The sequence below is a fragment of the Flavihumibacter sp. ZG627 genome (assembly GCF_000814325.1).
GTDB lineage: Bacteria > Bacteroidota > Bacteroidia > Chitinophagales > Chitinophagaceae > Flavihumibacter.
On record NZ_JPHF01000001.1, the window covers coordinates 332,826 to 351,229 of the forward strand.

General features: G+C 37.5%; 17 protein-coding genes. 15 read left to right on the forward strand and 2 right to left on the reverse strand.

Annotated elements, in window-relative coordinates:
- Positions 1-48: 48 nt before the first annotated feature.
- Both HY58_RS01440 and HY58_RS01445 read right to left on the reverse strand, forming a co-directional pair.
- Entirely contained in the window at positions 49-1,251 is a 1,203-nt protein-coding gene (locus tag HY58_RS01440) for an acyltransferase family protein (RefSeq protein WP_039126649.1), read from the reverse strand.
- 40 nt (positions 1,252-1,291) lie between these two features.
- On the reverse strand, positions 1,292-2,737 hold the full coding sequence (locus tag HY58_RS01445; protein WP_039126652.1) for a glycosyl hydrolase family 28-related protein: 1,446 nt from the start codon (positions 2,735-2,737) through the stop codon (positions 1,292-1,294).
- 608 nt (positions 2,738-3,345) lie between these two features.
- Here HY58_RS01445 and HY58_RS01450 point away from each other — a divergent pair.
- The 15 genes from HY58_RS01450 to HY58_RS01520 all read left to right on the forward strand — a co-directional run bounded on the left by HY58_RS01450 (position 3,346) and on the right by HY58_RS01520 (position 18,322).
- Positions 3,346-3,873 (forward strand): UpxY family transcription antiterminator, encoded by a 528-nt coding sequence (locus tag HY58_RS01450; protein ID WP_039126655.1) that lies wholly within the window; start codon positions 3,346-3,348, stop codon positions 3,871-3,873.
- On the forward strand, positions 3,866-4,672 hold the full coding sequence (locus tag HY58_RS01455; protein ID WP_052323742.1) for a polysaccharide biosynthesis/export family protein: 807 nt from the start codon (positions 3,866-3,868) through the stop codon (positions 4,670-4,672). Before HY58_RS01450 ends, HY58_RS01455 begins: the two co-directional genes overlap by 8 nt.
- A 10-nt stretch (positions 4,673-4,682) precedes the next feature.
- Positions 4,683-7,064 carry a polysaccharide biosynthesis tyrosine autokinase gene (locus HY58_RS01460; RefSeq protein ID WP_039126658.1) on the forward strand — a complete coding sequence of 794 codons (2,382 nt, stop codon included), beginning with the start codon at positions 4,683-4,685 and terminating at the stop codon, positions 7,062-7,064.
- Between the two features lie 13 nt (positions 7,065-7,077).
- Positions 7,078-7,926 carry an ABC transporter permease gene (locus HY58_RS01465; protein ID WP_039127793.1) on the forward strand — a complete coding sequence of 283 codons (849 nt, stop codon included), beginning with the start codon at positions 7,078-7,080 and terminating at the stop codon, positions 7,924-7,926.
- Between the two features lie 37 nt (positions 7,927-7,963).
- Entirely contained in the window at positions 7,964-8,923 is a 960-nt protein-coding gene (locus tag HY58_RS01470; RefSeq protein ID WP_039126661.1) for a hypothetical protein, read from the forward strand.
- A gap of 57 nt (positions 8,924-8,980) precedes the next feature.
- A complete protein-coding gene (locus tag HY58_RS01475) occupies positions 8,981-10,246 on the forward strand; it encodes an ABC transporter ATP-binding protein (protein ID WP_039126663.1) in 1,266 nt (421 codons plus the stop codon).
- A complete protein-coding gene (locus HY58_RS19950) occupies positions 10,246-10,836 on the forward strand; it encodes a DapH/DapD/GlmU-related protein (RefSeq protein WP_052323743.1) in 591 nt (196 codons plus the stop codon). The genes HY58_RS01475 and HY58_RS19950 overlap by 1 nt, the downstream gene beginning before the upstream one ends.
- On the forward strand, positions 10,836-11,642 hold the full coding sequence (locus HY58_RS01485; protein ID WP_052323744.1) for a TylF/MycF/NovP-related O-methyltransferase: 807 nt from the start codon (positions 10,836-10,838) through the stop codon (positions 11,640-11,642). Before HY58_RS19950 ends, HY58_RS01485 begins: the two co-directional genes overlap by 1 nt.
- Entirely contained in the window at positions 11,643-12,548 is a 906-nt protein-coding gene (locus tag HY58_RS01490) for an NAD(P)-dependent oxidoreductase (protein WP_039126667.1), read from the forward strand.
- Positions 12,521-13,663 carry a glycosyltransferase family 1 protein gene (locus tag HY58_RS18635; protein ID WP_052323745.1) on the forward strand — a complete coding sequence of 381 codons (1,143 nt, stop codon included), beginning with the start codon at positions 12,521-12,523 and terminating at the stop codon, positions 13,661-13,663. The genes HY58_RS01490 and HY58_RS18635 overlap by 28 nt, the downstream gene beginning before the upstream one ends.
- A gap of 1 nt (position 13,664) precedes the next feature.
- Complete coding sequence (locus tag HY58_RS01500) at positions 13,665-14,759, forward strand: glycoside hydrolase family 99-like domain-containing protein (RefSeq protein WP_039126670.1); 1,095 nt, start codon at positions 13,665-13,667, stop codon at positions 14,757-14,759.
- Positions 14,756-15,742, forward strand: a complete 987-nt coding sequence (locus HY58_RS01505) for a glycosyltransferase family 2 protein (RefSeq protein ID WP_039126673.1) — start codon at positions 14,756-14,758, stop codon at positions 15,740-15,742. Before HY58_RS01500 ends, HY58_RS01505 begins: the two co-directional genes overlap by 4 nt.
- On the forward strand, positions 15,739-16,596 hold the full coding sequence (locus HY58_RS18640) for a glycosyltransferase family 2 protein (protein ID WP_052323746.1): 858 nt from the start codon (positions 15,739-15,741) through the stop codon (positions 16,594-16,596). Before HY58_RS01505 ends, HY58_RS18640 begins: the two co-directional genes overlap by 4 nt.
- 231 nt (positions 16,597-16,827) lie before the next feature.
- Complete coding sequence (locus HY58_RS18645; protein ID WP_172644583.1) at positions 16,828-17,385, forward strand: DapH/DapD/GlmU-related protein; 558 nt, start codon at positions 16,828-16,830, stop codon at positions 17,383-17,385.
- A complete protein-coding gene (locus HY58_RS01520; RefSeq protein WP_156123528.1) occupies positions 17,357-18,322 on the forward strand; it encodes a glycosyltransferase family 2 protein in 966 nt (321 codons plus the stop codon). The genes HY58_RS18645 and HY58_RS01520 overlap by 29 nt, the downstream gene beginning before the upstream one ends.
- The last annotated feature ends 82 nt before the right edge of the window (positions 18,323-18,404 follow it).

Below are 18,404 nucleotides of genomic sequence, written 5' to 3' on the forward strand. Positions count from 1 at the left end.
CTTTATGGACTTATAAAGCGCGCTAAGGTAAACCTGATTATTACGAATCTACACCCGTACATATATTTTTTTATTGTTCATCCACCATGCAATTACCCATAAAAACACCACAAATGTTACCGCGTAAATAAGTGAACCGGTTTCCGGTTTTTCGCTGATGGGCTTGCAGACATATTCATAAAACCAGCCCAGCGGACTGGTAAATTTCGGTTCCCCTTCTGTATTGGTACCATTGGGTATGCGGATCAATGCAAGCGATTTTGGTATCAGTCCACTCAGTACATATATAAAGAGTGGGTTTTTACCGAATACATCAAAAAACCTGCTCCATCCACCTCTCCAACCCCGGTATTCAATAAGCTGAATAAGGGTCGCCAACACAATAGTGGCCAATCCACAGGTATAAAGCGTATAAGAGCTTGTCCATATTTTCTTATTGATCGGAAATGATAAACCCCAGGCCATTCCCGCCAGCCACAGCACCACCCCCGCAACGAAAAGGTTTGCAACCAATCCGCCGGTGTCCCCCCTCGTGGTGTCTGACGTTCCGTCAGACACCTTGGCTCCAAAGCCCAATCCCTTCGTCCTAATATAATCCCCCACCAAAAACCCAAAGATCACCTGCGCAATACTCGGAATAGTGCTCGCAAGCCCTTCCGGGTCAAAAGCTACTCCCTCTCCTTTATACAGATGATTTTCACCAAGCAAAGCGCGGTCTAGATGGGTGCCCCAAAACCCTTCGAGGCTATAAGGGTCGGCCGGGTCCCCCGCCATAGCCGTTATAACCCAGTAACCCAGCAGTAGCAGGGCCGCCATATAGAATGCACCCCTGGTTTTGAAGAAGAATATGATCAGGGCGGCGAATGTATAAGCAAGTGCGATCCGTTGTAAAACCCCAAAAATCCTCAGATCGTGGAATGATTTACCCACTAATTGCCCCTCCTCCCACCGCACAAAGGGAAACCAGTTAAGAAAAAGCCCTATCAGGAATATCAGGACACCTCTTTTGACAATTTTGGCAACCGCCGCGGCCTGTCCCATTTTTTCAAGTTTGGGCAGAACAAACGCTATTGCATTACCCACTGCAAAAAGAAAAAAGGGGAAAACCAGGTCCGTAGGGGTACATCCATGCCATGGAGCATGTTTCAGGGGACCAAAAATGGCGCTCCAGGTACCAGGATTATTAACTAAGATCATAAAAGCCACGGTAGCCCCGCGGAAGACATCAAGGGAGTAGAATCGTTGGTTCACAATCGGTTAGTTAGGTGTAAATGATGACAGTATCGGGAAATTAGTCAATTATACTGATTCTGTAACGTGCCTTGTCAGTTACAATTGGACTTGCCCATTTGATTTTGAAACCCGATTTACTAATTGATTCAATTACACCCGTACCCACAAAATTTGAGTTGCTGGCATTGAGGAAAACAACCATTTTACCAACAATAGCTTTGGGATGGGGTCGCTGAATCTCTACCGAATTACCCTGTTTATTTACGGTAACATCTTGTATTATAATAGATTCTTTATTTTTTATTGCATTTTGAACCCTTGTAGAAAGGAAGGCAGGTTTTACGCCTAATGTTGTGGAAACCTCAACATCCTGAACAGAATAATCCCGCTCTGAACCTAAAAGAATAATTGGATAATTTTTTCCGTAATACCTGAGTGAGCCATTTTTCAATGCTACCCCACCGCCCGACAAATGATTATCAGGCAAAAAACCAATGTCTTCAGGATAACGGAAATCAATGACAAACTCCGAAAGGCAATCCCCTACAGCAGATTGCCAATGCCCAATACGTAACACGCTTTCAGCATATATATTCTTCATGAATAGGGGAAACCAGCCATGTGAAACCCTGTAAACGATCTGTACTACTTCACCCGCAATATTTACCCCATCAATAGTCCAATGTCCCGGCCTGGCAGCTCCATATTTATTGAAGGCAAATACGGTATGTGTTGTACCCCATGCACCGAGATTAATGACCCGATTTAATTTTTCCTGGTCCTGGCAACCTGCTATTCCAATTTTGCAACTTCCGATACGGATGTTTTGAAAAGTTATCAGCTCTGCATTTTGTGTAGAACCATTTGGAGAAGTAATTGCACCGATTGTGAATTTATCAAAACTGCAATCCTCAATCCTTATGCCTGTTGAACCGCCCCTTGATCCAGAACCTCTGTAAAATTTCTTTAGGCTTGGGTAGCCTCCATCAGGTGGTAGTGTGGATGAAAATGGATCAATGGCAATGGCACAATAGGGCGAATAACGGCTGTCGCGACAAGTTCGGTCTCCATATTCCTCCAGGGTGGATCGATAAAGATCAGATAAGGAGATTTTTGGTACCTGGTAAGCCCCCTGAAAAAATATACCTGAAATGATACACCCTTTCCCTTTTTGAATAGATAAGGCAGGAGCATCCTTAAAACTCGCCTGAATTACACTCATATCTCCCATATCCCACATGGTTGACTCGCCAATAATTTTAATAAAAACAGCTTTGTAATCTTTCCCATCCCAATTTGAAACCACCAGTGGCTTCTCTATTTTGTACCTCCCTTTTGGTATAATTACTGATTTCCCTGACTTAATTGCAGAATCAATAGCCTTCTGAATAATATAACTGTCATCTGCGCTTCCATTACCGCGAGCACCCAAGTCTCTCACATTTATCTGTGCATTAGTGAGAATAGGCAGAAAGAGTACAGCAATAATCAACTGTTTTATCATAAATATTGGTTTTGTAGAAGACCTTAAAAACCGAAAATTAGTCTTTAGAAATAAAATACTAAATAAGAACATTCTATTAATTCACCCGTCTTTTTCGATGAATGTTCAACTAAGAGGCTATTTTATGATATTTGCATTTTCTGATAGCTGGCACGTTCTTTTTATAAAAACCTGACCGAAACATAGCATTCCTCTAAGTATGGTGATCTGGAGCATAACTGTCAATTACCCTATATTTGTCTGCAAATGTTTTGGCATTGGTGTTACTTTAAATCCGATTTTTTGTGGTGTTGGCATTGACTGTCTTAGTTTTTCATATAAGTTTAAAATTAATATAAATCGAAGGCATCGGAGGGAAATTCCCTACCCTGCCTTCTTCGCTTTTAAAGGGTCAGCAGAAAATATGATAGTGGCTGGATAACACGCTGTAATAGAATTGAAGATAATTTCATATGATCTGTTTAATATTCAAATACTTGAATATCAATTAAACAGAACCATTTCGGCACGATTGTTTCAGAGGGTTGCCGCAAATAACTCGACAGGAGGGCCTGGGACTGAGGAGGCGAAGCTATTTAAAATGCTTATTTTATTAATGAATTGAGAGCATGACGAGTGATAATATGCATTGGTACGCTGTATATACTAAACCCAGATGGGAAAAGAAAGTTTTTGAGTTAATGCGCCATAAAGGGTTCGAGTCCTATTGTCCGCTTAACAAAGTCAAGAAGAAATGGAGTGATCGTTTTAAAACAGTGGAGGAGCCCTTATTTAAAAGCTATGTGTTTGTAAGAGTATTAGAAGCCGATCTCCCGAAAGTGAGGTTTGTGGATGGTATTGTGAATTTTGTTTATTGGCTGGGAAAGCCAGCCAGAATTCCGGATTCAGATATTATTAATTTGAAAATGTTCCTGAACGAATACAGTGATATCAAGGTTGAAACACGCGATAGCTTTGAACCAGGTGATCTGATCAGGATAAAATCGGGCCTTTTAATGCATCAGAAAGGCAGGGTTGTAGAGGACAGGAATAAAAGTATAATATTGGAAATAAAAAGTCTGGGATTCTATCTGGTGGCTACGGTCAATAAAGACCAGGTGGAAATATTACCAAAAAATGAATCTTTACATGATTAATATTCTTCATAAAATTACTTTCCGTTTCATAGCGATAGTAATGCTGGTATCATTGTTTTCATGCAGGGCATCAAAGCAGGCAAAAAAGGATATGTTGTACCTGAACAATGGAACGCTCGATACCCTGCCTAATAAACAAGTAAAGTTTCCTGAAGCTGTTATTCAAAAGGGAGACCAATTATCTATTACAGTGTATAGTGATAATCCTGAAGCAACCTTAATTTTTAATCAGCAAACGGCAAGGGTAACCACAGGTACTTCAACCGCAGGCGCAAATGCCGGGGGGTACCAGGTCGATCAACAAGGGATGATCAGGATTCAAACAATTGGTGCAATTCAGGCTGCAGGTATGACTCGCAACGAACTCGCTATTCATATATCAGATAAGCTGAAACCTTACCTGATGAATCCATTTACCGATGTCAGATTTTTGAATCCAAGAATCACTGTAATAGGTGAAGTACAAAAACCAGGCGTTATCATCATGCCAACGGAAAAGATTAGCATTCTTGAAGTCATTGGTTTGGCAGGGGATGTAACCATGTATGGACGGAAAGAGAATGTACTGGTGATCAGGGAATCAAATGGTGTCCGGGAATTTGGGAGGCTTGATCTGAGAAATACGAACATCTTTCAGTCGCCATATTATTTCCTACAACAGAATGATATTGTGATGGTTGAGTCGAATACAAAAAAGCAAACTGCAACTGACCAGGAAAACATGCGGAAATTAACATTGGTCACAACCTTTGCAACTTTGGTATCCACTATTGCCATATTAGTAACCCTGTTCCGATAATAATTGATAAATGATTGACGACTCAAGCCACGGTAAGAAGAATTTTACCTTAACCCCAAAGGAGCTATTACTTCGTTATTTATATTACCTCCCCTGGGTAATATTATCGCTAGGTTTAGCCCTTACACTTGCCTGGGTAAAACTGCGTTATACTACCCCGATTTATAGTGTCTCAGGTAAATTATTGGTGAATGAAAGGAATCCCTATGGGCAATCAGGAGATAAGTTTGCTAATATCCTGGAATTACCAGATAACAGTAACAATCTCAATAATGAGATCCAGGTCATAAAGTCAAGTACCATGGCAATGCGGGTGGTCAGGAAACTTGAGTTGCAAAAACAATATGCAATTAAAGGAAACATCAGAACATCCCAGAGTCATTCCACAGATCTTCCTTTTCAATGGTTAATTGAAACTGCAGGAGATTCTGCAAAATCTAAGAGCTATTTGATAACGATCGTATCTGATAACAAATTTACAATTGGAGAAAAAACGGATGAGTATAGTTTTGGCCAGCAGGTTAAAACGGGCGATATGGTGTTTCGATTACTTCCTTTTTCTTCCATACCTACTACTGAAATAGGAAAACAATTTCTACTCTCATGGTATAATGAAAATGATGTAGCATGGGGATTTACTTATGCTATTAATCTGGGCATTCTTGAAGGCACCAGTGTTTTGAATGTAAATTATAATACAGAGAACATTAAAAATGGATTGGATATTGTTAACCAATACATGAAAGAGTACCAGCAATCGAGTTTTGAAGATAAAAAGCAGATTGCTTTTAATACTCTGGAATTTATTGATGACCAGTTAGATACCCTGCAAAGGGAATTAGGAGGGGTTGAACGTAATCTTCAAAAATTCAGAGAAGATAACAGGATAGTCAACGCAGAATTACAATCAGAAAAGGCATATAGCGAATACAATGATTCACAATCCCGGATGAATGAACTCCAGGTTAAAATGAAAATCATTAGCTATTTGAAAAATTATATTACCGATCCAATCAATACACATAAGCTTGTTCCATCAAATTTGGGTATAGAAGAGCCATCACTGATTCAACAAATTAACAATTTTAATGAATTACAATTGCAGCGTGAGGTTGCATTAAAATCAACCACAACGCAAAACCCCCTGGTTGTTAGTCTGGAAACCGGTATTGAGAAAATAAGGCAGGATATTACTCAGAACCTGGAGAATGTAAGGAATGCAATTGGACTTAGTTATAATTCATTGGCTTCAGTAAGCGAGAAAGCTGATCAAAGTTTCAGATCATTGCCAAGCAAGGAAAAACAATTACTGGAGGTTACCAGACGTCAGGCGATTTTACAGGAACTCTATTCCTTTCTCCTTCAAAAGAAACTGGAAACAGCTATTTCATCTGCTTCTACAATTTCAGATATTAAGATTTTGGAACCTGCTTCCACCAATGGCATTGTATCACCCAACAAAAAATCTATTTACCTCCTTGCGATTTTGCTAGGCTTGGGAATTCCTGCGGCTATTGTATTCCTTATTGAATTACTGAATGACAAAGTATCTGGAAGGGCTGATATAACTAAGGTAACAGATATTCCGATTTTAGGGGAGGTTGGTCATGTGGAAGATGATGTACAATCTCTTATTGTAAAGGATAATAACCGGAGTTATATAGCTGAACAATTCAGGATTATACGATCAAATCTTCAGTATATACTTCCCAAAAATGAGAAGCCTGTGATCCTGGTTACCTCTTCATTCAGCGGAGAGGGTAAATCATTCATCAGCACTAATTTAGGTGCAGTGCTTGCACTTAGTGGTAAGAAAACGGTCATATTGGAAATGGATATCCGTAAGCCAAAAATACTTAAGGGATTAGGCATGTTGGAAAGAAGGGGCATTTCCAATTATATAGTATCTGATATGCGATTGGAGGATATTCTTCATCCCGTTCCCGATGTTGAGGGTTTATATGTTGTTCCTTGTGGTCCTGTTCCTCCCAACCCCGCTGAAATGCTCCTTGATGAACGAGTAGAAGAACTATTTGTTGAATTGAGGAAGAAATTTGATGCAATAGTAATCGACTCAGCACCTGTGGGCCTGGTTAGTGATGCAATGTCTTTAGGCGTTCATGCCAATGCTTCTATTTACATAGTCAGGCATAATTATACATTGAAGAAGCAGGTTGAAATGATAGATGCCATTTATAAGGAGAAAAAACTTCCGTTGGTTAGTGTTGTTATTAACGATGTTACCATCAAATCTGGTTACGGTAGTTATTATGGCTATGGATATGGCTACGGATATGGTACTCGCAATAATATGAATGATTATTTTCATGAAAAAGCGGGTAGTATGCCAAATAGGTTCTTCAAATTATTCTCCCTGGGTAGAAAAAAATAATAGCAGCGAAAGCATGGAAACAAAAGATATTCATTGGTCCACAGTAATTAAACCTCATACTAGTTTATTAGATATTGACCTCAAAGAATTATGGAAATACCGCGACCTGTTGTTTTTATTGGTTAAAAGGGATTTTGTTGCATTCTACAAGCAAACTATACTTGGACCCATTTGGTTCTTTATACAACCCCTTCTGACCACACTGATGTATTTCCTGATCTTCGGCAGGATAGCTAACCTTAGTACAGATGGTGTTCCTCCTATTCTTTTTTACTTAGCTGGTGTTACTTGTTGGTCTTATATCTCAGAATGTTTGCTCAAAACATCCGATACCTTTATCGCTAATGCGAGCATATTTGGTAAAGTATACTTTCCCAGGCTTATTATTCCATTATCGATAGTAATCTCCAATTTCGTGAGATTTGGAATTCAGTTCTCGCTGTTTCTGATGGTCTGGTTATATTATTTTGTAAATGGCCAGGTTCAGGTAACATTTGCAATTTTCTTATTGCCATACCTTGTGTTGATAATGGCATTGCTGGGGTTGGGATTTGGGATTATCTTTTCTTCATTAACCACTAAATATCGCGATCTCCGATTCTTATTGGCATTTGGCGTACAACTACTCATGTTTGCAACACCGGTGGTATATCCATTATCTATGGCATCTGAAAAAATGAGATGGTTTCTCGTGGTAAATCCATTTACATCCTTAATTGAAACATTTAGATATGGATTCACAGGATCTGGCTCTTTTAGCTGGATGCATCTTGGCTACTCTTCATTAGTGGCTGTTATCTTATTAGTTTTTGGCGTGGTTATTTTTAACAAGGTTGAGAAGAGTTTTATGGATACAGTTTGATGGAATGGTTGCCACCGCTTTGAAAAGGAAAAAATAAATGAAATATGTAGTTACAATTGCCACAGGCAATGCGTATTATATTAAAATCGCTGAAAATCTTGCTATTAGTTTTATTTATTGGAATAAGAATAAGGACATAAATTTTGTCATATTAACAGACAACCCACATCTCGTTGATAAAAAAATAGAGTCAAGGATCCAGGTTATTGATATTTCTAAGCACAATTCAAATGGGTTTCTTTCAAAATTTGAACTTATCAACCATTTGAAAGATGGGGAAGTTCTTTTCCTGGATGCGGATTGTATAATTTATGGTGATTTGACCAACCTTTTCAATAAGCTGAAGGGTAAAGGATTTGCTGCTTTTGGCAAACAACACATAACCGGAGAAGGAATAGGCTATTGCAGAAGTATTCCTAGATTATTAGAGAATGTGGGAATTTCTTACTTTCCAATCATTACCGGATCATTATATTATTATGATGATTTTGAACTTGCTTCACGTATTATTAATCATGCGCGCGAGTACGCCAATTCTTATGATCAACTTGGTTTGATAAGGTTGAGAAAAACATTTAATGAAGAACCTTTGATTGGAATTGGTATGGCCAGGGAAAATATTATTCCACTGGAAAATGATGCATTTAGTAAGGGCGATCTAATGTTTTTTGAAAATGTTAGATCTAATGTATTAAGTGGCAAGGCACGGCTATGGAATAATCTGCAACCTCCTGTGCCATATGTAACTGATTTACTGATTTCCACACCACTGATTGTACATTTTGATGGAATCAATACCCAATTCTATAAATACCGCTCCGAGGTTTTCAAACTCAGACTATGGTTTATTAAAGGGATCCATGCTGGAATTTCTGGTAGCATGGTTAATATGTTTTATAAAGCACCCCATCAAATAGTAGAATATCTAAAAAATTCATTGAGGCCCTTTTGGCATAAAGTGTTTGGAGTTAATAGAATCAAGGAGTCATTACGATAAAAGTTTTTTAGTAACAATAGAGAAAAGGATTTTAAAGAATCTGTATTAAAAATTGAGATGTCAGAATTAGCAATATCTGTAGAAAACTTATCCAAACTTTATCGTTTGGGTGAAATTGGAACGGGAACAATCAGTCACGATCTGAATCGGTGGTGGGCTAAAGTAAGGGGTAAGGAAGATCCTTTTCAAAAATTAGGAGAAGAAAACAAAAGAGATACCAAGGGTGGCGGTTTGGTTTGGGCATTAAAGGATGTAAGTTTTGATGTACCCAAAGGTGAAGTATTAGGAATCATCGGAAAAAATGGCGCAGGTAAATCAACATTGTTGAAACTTCTTTCCAGAGTTACAGCACCTACCACTGGAATTATTAAAGCACAAGGTCGTATGGCTAGTTTGCTGGAGGTTGGGACCGGCTTTCATCCGGAATTAACTGGAAGAGATAATATTTTCTTGAATGGTGCAATTCTTGGTATGACTCGGGGAGAAATATCAAGGAAATTTGATGAGATTGTTTCATTTAGTGGAGTTGAAAGATATATAGATACACCGGTTAAAAGGTATTCTTCAGGCATGTATGTACGATTGGCATTTGCTGTAGCAGCACATCTCGACACAGAAATACTAATTATTGACGAGGTCCTTGCTGTCGGTGATGCTGATTTTCAGAAGAAATGTTTAGGAAAGATGAAAGATGTGAGTACCAATGAAGGTAGAACAGTACTTTTTGTAAGCCATCAAATGGGTATAATATCCCAATTGTGTAATACTGGATTATTGATGGAAAATGGCACTGTAAAAGCATATGGATCGATTAATAGCATTATCGATAAGTATATGACTTCAAATAGTGCACATGGGATCAATGAATATATTTACAGTAATAATGCGAAGAATAAGAAAATCTATTTTTCGAAAATATTAACCCGAAACACTAATGGTGATTCTTCTGACAATTTTCGTTTTGATGAATCTATTTCTCTGGAAGTTGATATTGAAATGGAACATTATGATTCAAACTCCCTAATATCCATTACTCTTCAAGATAAACTTGGATATTATATTTCAACTGACGTTATTGAGTTATCTAAGTTTGTACTTAATGAAGATACTTCTCGAGTATCTTTTAAAGTCGAGTATCCTGAATCATTAATCGCGCCAAATAGTTATTATTTCCGGTTGGCTATTTTCAAAATTGATAGAACTGTATATGATTTAATTGAGAACATATGCCCAATTAGAATAAATGATACAGGTACACCAATGTCAAAATTTGAAGGGATCGATTATGGCCAAGTAATATTGAATTTAAAATATTCCACCTGATGTTTAATAGGTTCTTTAATAGATTAAGGAAGCCAAAACCCACAAAGATTGACCTACTGAAAAAGAGTGGCAATCTAGTTGTAGGCCATAATTCTGATATCTCTAATCTGGATATAATTATTTATGGCCCATCGGATGGTACTTTGAATGTTGTAATTGGAGATGATTGTCTAATTAATGGAAAATTCATTTTATATAATAATCGGTCCAAAATATCAATTGGGGATCGCACTTATATAGGCGGCACAAGTTTGTACTGTTATGAGAATATCAATATTGGTGATGATGTGATGTTTTCTTGGGATTGTACAGTAATTGATACTAATGCTCATTCATTACTATCAAAAGAAAGGGAATTGGATGTTTTACAATGGAAGATGGGATGGAAGCATAAAGATTGGAGAAATGTTAAAACGAAGCCTGTTTTAATAGGCAATAAATCCTGGATAGGATTTAATTCAATAATAATGAAGGGTGTAACACTCGGTGAGGGGTGTGTAGTTGGTGCAGGTAGTGTTGTGACTGAAAGCTTTAGTGACTATTCGATAATAGGTGGTAATCCAGCAAAATTTATTAAAAAGACTTCTTAATGAGCAACGTTATAATTGATAATTTTAGAAAATTAAAGTGGGCATTTAAAAATTACGGAGAGATTGGCTATACAAAGAAACTTATCCATTCTAAAGAAGTTGGAGTTCCCGATGTATTCCTAGGACCAATTACATACCAAACAGACTGTCTCGTTACTAGCAATAATTGCGACTTTATCAATGAGCCCAGATTTGCTAAGGCATATGCGGCTGCTGCCGCAACTAAACCTTGGGCAGGGTTTACTTTGCAATGGCGGGTATACATTGTTTGTTGGTTCGCCGATTTTGTAAAGCATTTAGAGGGTGATTTTGTTGAATGCGGCGTTAATACTGGAGCTTATGCAAGAGCAATTATCGATTATATTGATTTTCCCAGCCTGGACAAGAAGTTTTATTTGTTCGATACTTTTGGAGGCTTAGTTCAGAATCAATTAACCTCCAAAGAAAAGGAGCTTGGCTTTTATAAGCATTACAACCATTATGAAGATGTGTATGAGCAGGTGAAAAATACATTTGCGCCTTTCAATGTGGAAGTAGTAAAAGGTATAGTACCAGATACCTTAGTACATTGTAAAAGTGAAAAAATTGCTTATCTCTCCATTGACATGAATGTTACTGCTCCCGAGATTGCCGCGATTAATTATTTCTGGGACAAAATTGTTCCCGGAGGTATTGTTATGCTCGATGATTATGGTTTTGCACCACACATTGAGCAAAAGAAAGCATTCGATACATGGGCAAAGGAGAAGTCTGTTAATATTTTATCCTTGCCTACGGGTCAGGGTGTAATAATCAAACAGAAATAAATGAAAATACTCATCCTAGGTTCTGAAGGATTCATAGGATCAAATGCGGTTCGTTATTTTAGGGAACTTGGCTATGATGTTTATGGGGGTGATATAATCCTAAAACAGGAAGGAAAGTATTTTCTGATTAATCCTGAATTACCAGAGTTTTCTTCAATTTTTATAAAAGAGAAGTTCGATGTCTGTATTAATGCAACAGGAGCTGCTAATGTACAGTTGTCATTTGAGTATCCATCCTTGGATTTTTCATTGAATACTGCCAACGTATTCGCAATTTTAGAAGCGATAAGAAAGCATAATGCCAGCTGCAGATTTATTAACCTAAGTAGTGCCGCAGTATACGGCAATCCTGCAAGTTTGCCTGTTACTGAAACTTCAGCACTAAATCCCCTTTCGCCCTATGGGTTTCATAAGTTGTACAGTGAATTTATTTGTAGAGAGTTCCACCAAATGTTTTCAATTGAGACAATAAGTCTGCGAATTTTTTCTGCTTATGGTGAAGGTTTGAAAAAGCAATTATTCTGGGATCTGCAAAAGAAGATTTTAAATTCCCAGGATGGTGTAGTGAGTATGTTTGGTACTGGTATGGAAACAAGAGATTTTATTTATATCAATGATTTGCTAAAGGCAATTCATCTTATTATCCTCAAATCGAAATTTTATGGACAGGCTGTCAATATAGCTTCCGGTATTGAAACAACTATTAAAAATGCAGTTGAGACTTTTGTAAAAGTTTCATCATGTGACTTCGAGGTTCAATTTTTGGGTGCAGCAAAAGTTGGTGATCCAGTGAATTGGAAAGCGGATATTTCAATTCTTTCTGAGATTGGCTTTTTCCCCGATTTTTCTTTAGAGCAAGGTTTAATTAATTATTATAAATGGGTGACAGAAAAAAAATTGCCCTGACATATTACTATTCTGAGAATTGGATAGCAGGTGCCTACTATGTTGCAAATATCATTTCAGCAATAAATTCATTAGATGATGTAGAAAAACCGGAAATATATTTGGTTCATAGTAGGATGGAAGGTCTTGAGCTTATAAAGAATATCAATTATCCGTATATAAATTTTATCCCTGACAGTCCCGATCTTTATAGTTTTTGGGAGCGTATTTCTAATCGGTTTGCCAGTTTCTTTGGGAAGGGTGAGTATTATCTCCGTAAAAAATTAAAGGGGGTAAACTGTATTTTCGAAGGAAATAATAGATTTTCTTTTATTCCTCGCCATTTTTTTTGGGTTCATGATTTTCAGCAATGTCGCATGCCCCATTTTTTTACAGAAGAGGAGGCTCAAAATCGTAGTTCTCTCCCGGCTAAAGTTGCAAAGCTTTCTGATGCAGTACTGATCTTAAGTAGTTATGACGCAAAGAATGATTTTCAAACTTACTTTCCAGACTATAAATGCAGCATTAGCGTCTTAAGATTTGCTTCTACACTTCCTGATTTTTCTGGCCGTGATATAAAGGTCTTAAAGGAAAAATACGGAATAGTGAATCCATATTTTATTTGTTCTAATCAATTCTGGCAACATAAAAATCATTGGTTGGTTCTGAAAGCATTAAAACGCTTAAAAGACAGTGGTTCTCATTCTTTCCAGATTGTATTTACAGGAAAGAATTATGATTTTCGTAATCCCGATTATTTTGATCAACTGAAAAGCTTTGTAGAAGAAAATAGTCTTACTGATATTGTAAAATTCCTGGGATTTATTGATCGTGATGAACAATTATGTTTAGGGGCTAATAGTATAAGCTATATACAGCCTTCGCTTTTTGAAGGTTGGAGTACCACAGTGGAAGATGTTAAAGCATTGAATCAATTTATTCTTCTATCAGATATACCAGTTCATAGGGAACAGATGAATGATAATGTTTTGTTCTTTGATCCATACAATGAGGCTGACCTTGCAGAAAAGATGCAAATAGTTCTCAACGGCAAGACAAATAAAATTGTAACTGATTATAATAAAAATATCCGCGGATTTGGAAAGGATATATTAGAAGCGTTTAAGGTTAATTGATATGTCGAGTAATTCTGCTATTCGCCCAATTGCAATCCATCTGCCTCAATTTCATCCTTTTGTTGAAAATGACGAATGGTGGGGAAAGGGTTTTACTGAGTGGACAAATGTAACCAGGGCACAACCCCAGTTTCCTGGTCATTACCAACCACACTTACCCTCAGATCTGGGTTTCTATGATCTTCGTTTGAAAGACTCACTGATTGCACAGGCTGAATTGGCTAAGGCTTATGGTATTTATGGATTCTGTTATTACCATTATTGGTTTAATGGCAAACGACTGATGCATCAGCCCCTTGATCTTTTGACGCAAGGATCAGGTATAGGAATGCCGTTTATGTATTGTTGGGCTAATGAAAACTGGAGCCGCCGTTGGAATGGTGACGATACAGAAATTCTTATCAAACAGGAGTATTCTATTACGGACGACATTGCGCACATCAATTATCTTTTGGATAATGTTTTTTCGCATCCTGATTATATCAGCGTTTTTAATAAGCCCTTCTTTGCGATTTATCGTCCTTCCTTATTTCCAGACATTAAGGCAACTATTGAAACCTGGCGCACCGAAGCACTTAAAAAGGGAGTGGAGCTTTATATTGGGTACATGCAAGGTTTCCAGTTGAAAGAGGATCCCAATTCTATGGGATTTGATGTTGCTATCGATTTTCAGCCCAATTTTTATGTCAATCTCCCTCAGAAATCCACCCGCAAAATGAATAAGTATTTTTCGGGTTTGTTTTCAAAGGGATTTCCCGATAATGAACACCGGATTCTTAGTTACAAGGATTATGTGGTATTAATGAAGGAATCATCTTTTCCAGCTTATAATTTTTTCCCTTCGATTACTCCGATGTGGGATAATACAGCGAGACGGAAAAAAGGCGCCTTTATTTTTGAAGATTCTGACCCCGAATTGTATTATAATTGGTTAGTGGATATTTTAAATAAATTTACTCCACCATCATCTGAGGAGAATTTCATTTTCATAAATGCATGGAATGAATGGGCAGAAGGAAATCATCTTGAGCCTTGTCAGAAGTGGGGTAGATCCTATTTGGAAGCAACATGCAAAGCTCTAAAACATATTAAATGATTTCCAGGCCATTGATTTCCATAATCTTGCCTGTAAAAAATGGCGACCCCTGGTTAGATGATACGTTAACTGCAATCTATAACCAGAGTATTGCCGATAAATGTGAAGTGATTGTAATTGATTCTGGTTCAACAGATCGAACTTTTGACATACTAAGCAAATTTCCTGTTCAGCTGGTACAAATTCCTCCCCAGGAATTTAATCATGGTGCCACACGCAATTTTGGAGTAAGTCTGGCAAAGGGCGAGTTTATTGTTATGACTGTTCAGGACGCCAGGCCAAAAGGTAGGTATTGGCTGGAGGAATTGCTTGAAGGCTTTGTAAATGAGGATGTAGTGGCAGTTTGCGGTCAGCAGATCGTGCCTCATGATATAGATAAAAACCCGGTTCAGTGGTATAACCCCATTTCCACTCCGCTTATAAGGGAAATATGGTTCAAAAATTCCGAAGATTTTTTAAACTTATCTCCTGAGGATCAATTGAAACTTTGCAGATGGGATGATGTTAACGCAATTTACAGGCGGGATGTGCTAATTAAGCTTCCTTTCAGAGAAGTGAATTTCGCAGAAGATGCCCTATGGGCAAAGGATGCACTTTTATCTGGCTTTAAAATCGTATATAATCCAACCGCTCAGGTGGAGCATTATCATTACGAAACCCCGGACTATTTATTCGCTAGAAATTTTACTATAAAATACCACTTCTATAAATATTTTGGTGTTATCCCCGATCTTCCTGACACCTATAACAGGATGATGGAAATCCTGAAACTATTTAAGAGCTTAGCCACTAATAATAGGATTGCATTTAAGGAGAAATTTAATTGGCTCTCTTATAATTTAAAGATTCAAAAGGCACTTTTTAAATCAAATCAAACTTTTTTATCTGCACTGAATGAAGGGGTAGATAAATTGTCTGAAGTGCATGATATAATTTGTGGTAAAGTGCCGCAAGCAGTAAAACCTATAATGGAGCAGAAATGAAAGAGCCTGTAGTTAGTGTGCTTATGACCGCATTCAACAGGGAAAAATATATTGGAACGGCGATTGAAAGCGTGCTGAACTCCACATTTAATGATTTTGAACTGATAATAACTGATGATCAATCTACCGATAACACCCTTGACATTTGTAATGATTATGCCCATAAGGATAAAAGATTGATCGTTGTCAGGAATGAAACAAATCTCGGAGATTATCCAAACAGAAATAAAGCGGCATCACTCGCGTCAGGGAAATATCTTAAATATGTTGATGCCGATGATTTGATTTATCCCTGGGGCCTTGAATTATTGGTTAAAATGATGGAAGAACACCCCACTGCCGGATGGGGACTTTGTTCGCTTGAACAAAATAATGATGCGATTTTCCCCATATTATTGACACCTGCTGAAGCCTATCGGTATCACTATTTTGGAACAGGCTTGTTTAATAAAGCACCTTTATCATCCATAATACGGAAAGATGTATTTGAATCCAATGGAGGATTCTCTGGTAGAAGAATGGTCGGGGATTTTGAAATGTGGCATAAGTTAGCTCAAAAGAACAATGTTCTTTTAATGCCTCATGGTATGGTCTGGTATCGGAAGCATTCGGAGCAGGAAATGAAAAGTTATAATAACTTCTTTATGGATTACCTTGATGTTAGGGTAATATTCCTCACCTCTGATGATTGTCCCCTTCAGATAGCTGAACGTAAAAAATTATTAACTGATATTCGGAAAATTATTATCAAAAGGTTTTTATCCAGGCCATTTGCAATCAGAAAAATTGAGCTAAACAAAGCAAGGAATTTAATGAGTTCGCTAAATAGAAGTTTAAATGAAATCTCAAATTAAGTTGTTGAAAATTCGATGAAATTTATTTTACTTTTTTTTATTGGCATATTTAATAAACTAATCAGAAACGTTTATTGGTTAGTCAATGCTTCTCGGATACAATTCGGACATAATTGCAAAATTGAATTTCCATTGATTGTTGAAGGGAAAGGAGAAATCATAGTAAAGGATCAGGCACTTTTAGGCTCAGGTGCAAGATTAAAATGCGAAAAGGGTGGAAATATTTCTCTTTTGGAAAGATCAGTTGTGGGTGGTAATGTCGAAATATCAGTAGTTTCAGGTAATGCTTTTACGCTGGGTAAGGATAGTATAATTTATGAAAACACTATCTGTCATGTTCATAGTAACTGGCTGATCGATTATAATGTGGCAATTGCATCAAATTGTCAGATTTTTTCAAGAGAACCGGGCTGTCATGGCGGCTTAAAGGTAGGAGCCAATACCAGGGTAGGTGATTTTTGCATTATTGATCTTAGTGCTAATGTTGAAATCGGCAAAAATGTTGCAATTGGTCCAAGGACCACCATTTATACCCATGATCATGATTATTCTCAATCTGAACTTGTAGCTCCCTGGAAAGGTGATCCTGTTACAAAATCAGTTATAATAGAAGATGGATGCTGGATTGGCTCTAATGTTACCATTTTGCCAGGTGTCACTATAGGAAAGAATTCAATCGTTGCAACCGGTGCTGTTGTTACCAAGCCTGTACCGGCAGCTACACTTTGGGCGGGTGTTCCCGCTAAGCAGTTAAAGGAGTTTGATCAACCTGCAAATAATGGCGCCTAAAGTCTCAATTTTAATCCCGGTTTACAATTCGGAAAAATATTTAAGGCAAACCATTGAGTCGGCATTAAATCAAACCTGGAAGAATATTGAATTAATTATTGTTGATGATGGATCAACTGATAGTAGCCTTGGCATTGCAAGGCAGTTTGAATCTGACAAGGTCAAAGTACTAAGTACAATAAATCAAGGTGCATGTAATGCTCGCAACCTTGCATTTAGCCAAAGTTCAGGAGATTATATTCAATACCTGGATGGAGACGACCTCCTCTCCGCTAAAAAATTAGAAGAGCAAATTTCACTTTTGGGATCATCTGGTAGAGCTATTTCCTCTTGTAAATGGGTTCGCTTTTACAATGATCACGATTATCCCAATCCATCTTTTCAACATACTTATAAGTCATATGATAAACCTGCAGATTTATTGCTTGACTTATGGAGTCACCAGGAAATGATGCAAACATCCGTATGGTTAGCCCCTCGTGAAATAATTCTTGAAGTGGGTCCCTGGAATACATCATTACGCATAAACCAGGATGGTGAATTTTTTGGAAGGGTGATGTTAAGATCTTCTGGTGTTTTGTTTGCAGAAAATTCTCTGGTTTATTACCGATCAGGTGTAAATAATAGCATAACACATAAACCAAGAAATAGGGAAATAGTCAGTTCGCTTCTTAGATCATACACCTCGCTGGAATCGGAGATTTTTAAAATTGAGAAGTCTGAGCGCGTATATAAGGCACTATCATATATCTATAGCTCGTTTATTTACCATTATAATAATCTATATCCTGATTTGGCAAATACTGCACGAAATAAATTACAGGAATGGCGCTTGAAACCAATGATTTCTGTTGGTGGCTCCTCCTTTGTTCGCGTGAGTTCTGTGATTGGATTTTATAATACTCTAAGACTTAGAAAATTATTGTCTGGAAATTAATAATGTACTGTTGGATAGAAAACGGATTATTATAATTAGCCCCTCTGGAAATTTTTATGGAAGTGAACAGGTTCTGTTCGAT

Excerpts from the sequence above, each read along its gene's own strand:
- HY58_RS01450 (WP_039126655.1), top strand. The coding sequence starts at position 3,346 with ATGACGAGTGATAATATGCATTGGTACGCTGTATATACTAAACCCAGA.
- HY58_RS18635 (WP_052323745.1), top strand. The coding sequence starts at position 12,521 with ATGGGTGACAGAAAAAAAATTGCCCTGACATATTACTATTCTGAGAAT.
- HY58_RS01445 (WP_039126652.1), bottom strand. The coding sequence starts at position 2,737 with ATGATAAAACAGTTGATTATTGCTGTACTCTTTCTGCCTATTCTCACT.
- HY58_RS01465 (WP_039127793.1), top strand. The coding sequence starts at position 7,078 with ATGGAAACAAAAGATATTCATTGGTCCACAGTAATTAAACCTCATACT.
- HY58_RS01485 (WP_052323744.1), top strand. The coding sequence starts at position 10,836 with ATGAGCAACGTTATAATTGATAATTTTAGAAAATTAAAGTGGGCATTT.
- HY58_RS01470 (WP_039126661.1), top strand. The coding sequence starts at position 7,964 with ATGAAATATGTAGTTACAATTGCCACAGGCAATGCGTATTATATTAAA.
- HY58_RS01500 (WP_039126670.1), top strand. The coding sequence starts at position 13,665 with ATGTCGAGTAATTCTGCTATTCGCCCAATTGCAATCCATCTGCCTCAA.
- HY58_RS18640 (WP_052323746.1), top strand. The coding sequence starts at position 15,739 with ATGAAAGAGCCTGTAGTTAGTGTGCTTATGACCGCATTCAACAGGGAA.
- HY58_RS01455 (WP_052323742.1), top strand. The coding sequence starts at position 3,866 with ATGATTAATATTCTTCATAAAATTACTTTCCGTTTCATAGCGATAGTA.
- HY58_RS01505 (WP_039126673.1), top strand. The coding sequence starts at position 14,756 with ATGATTTCCAGGCCATTGATTTCCATAATCTTGCCTGTAAAAAATGGC.
- HY58_RS01475 (WP_039126663.1), top strand. The coding sequence starts at position 8,981 with ATGTCAGAATTAGCAATATCTGTAGAAAACTTATCCAAACTTTATCGT.
- HY58_RS19950 (WP_052323743.1), top strand. The coding sequence starts at position 10,246 with ATGTTTAATAGGTTCTTTAATAGATTAAGGAAGCCAAAACCCACAAAG.
- HY58_RS01490 (WP_039126667.1), top strand. The coding sequence starts at position 11,643 with ATGAAAATACTCATCCTAGGTTCTGAAGGATTCATAGGATCAAATGCG.
- HY58_RS01460 (WP_039126658.1), top strand. The coding sequence starts at position 4,683 with ATGATTGACGACTCAAGCCACGGTAAGAAGAATTTTACCTTAACCCCA.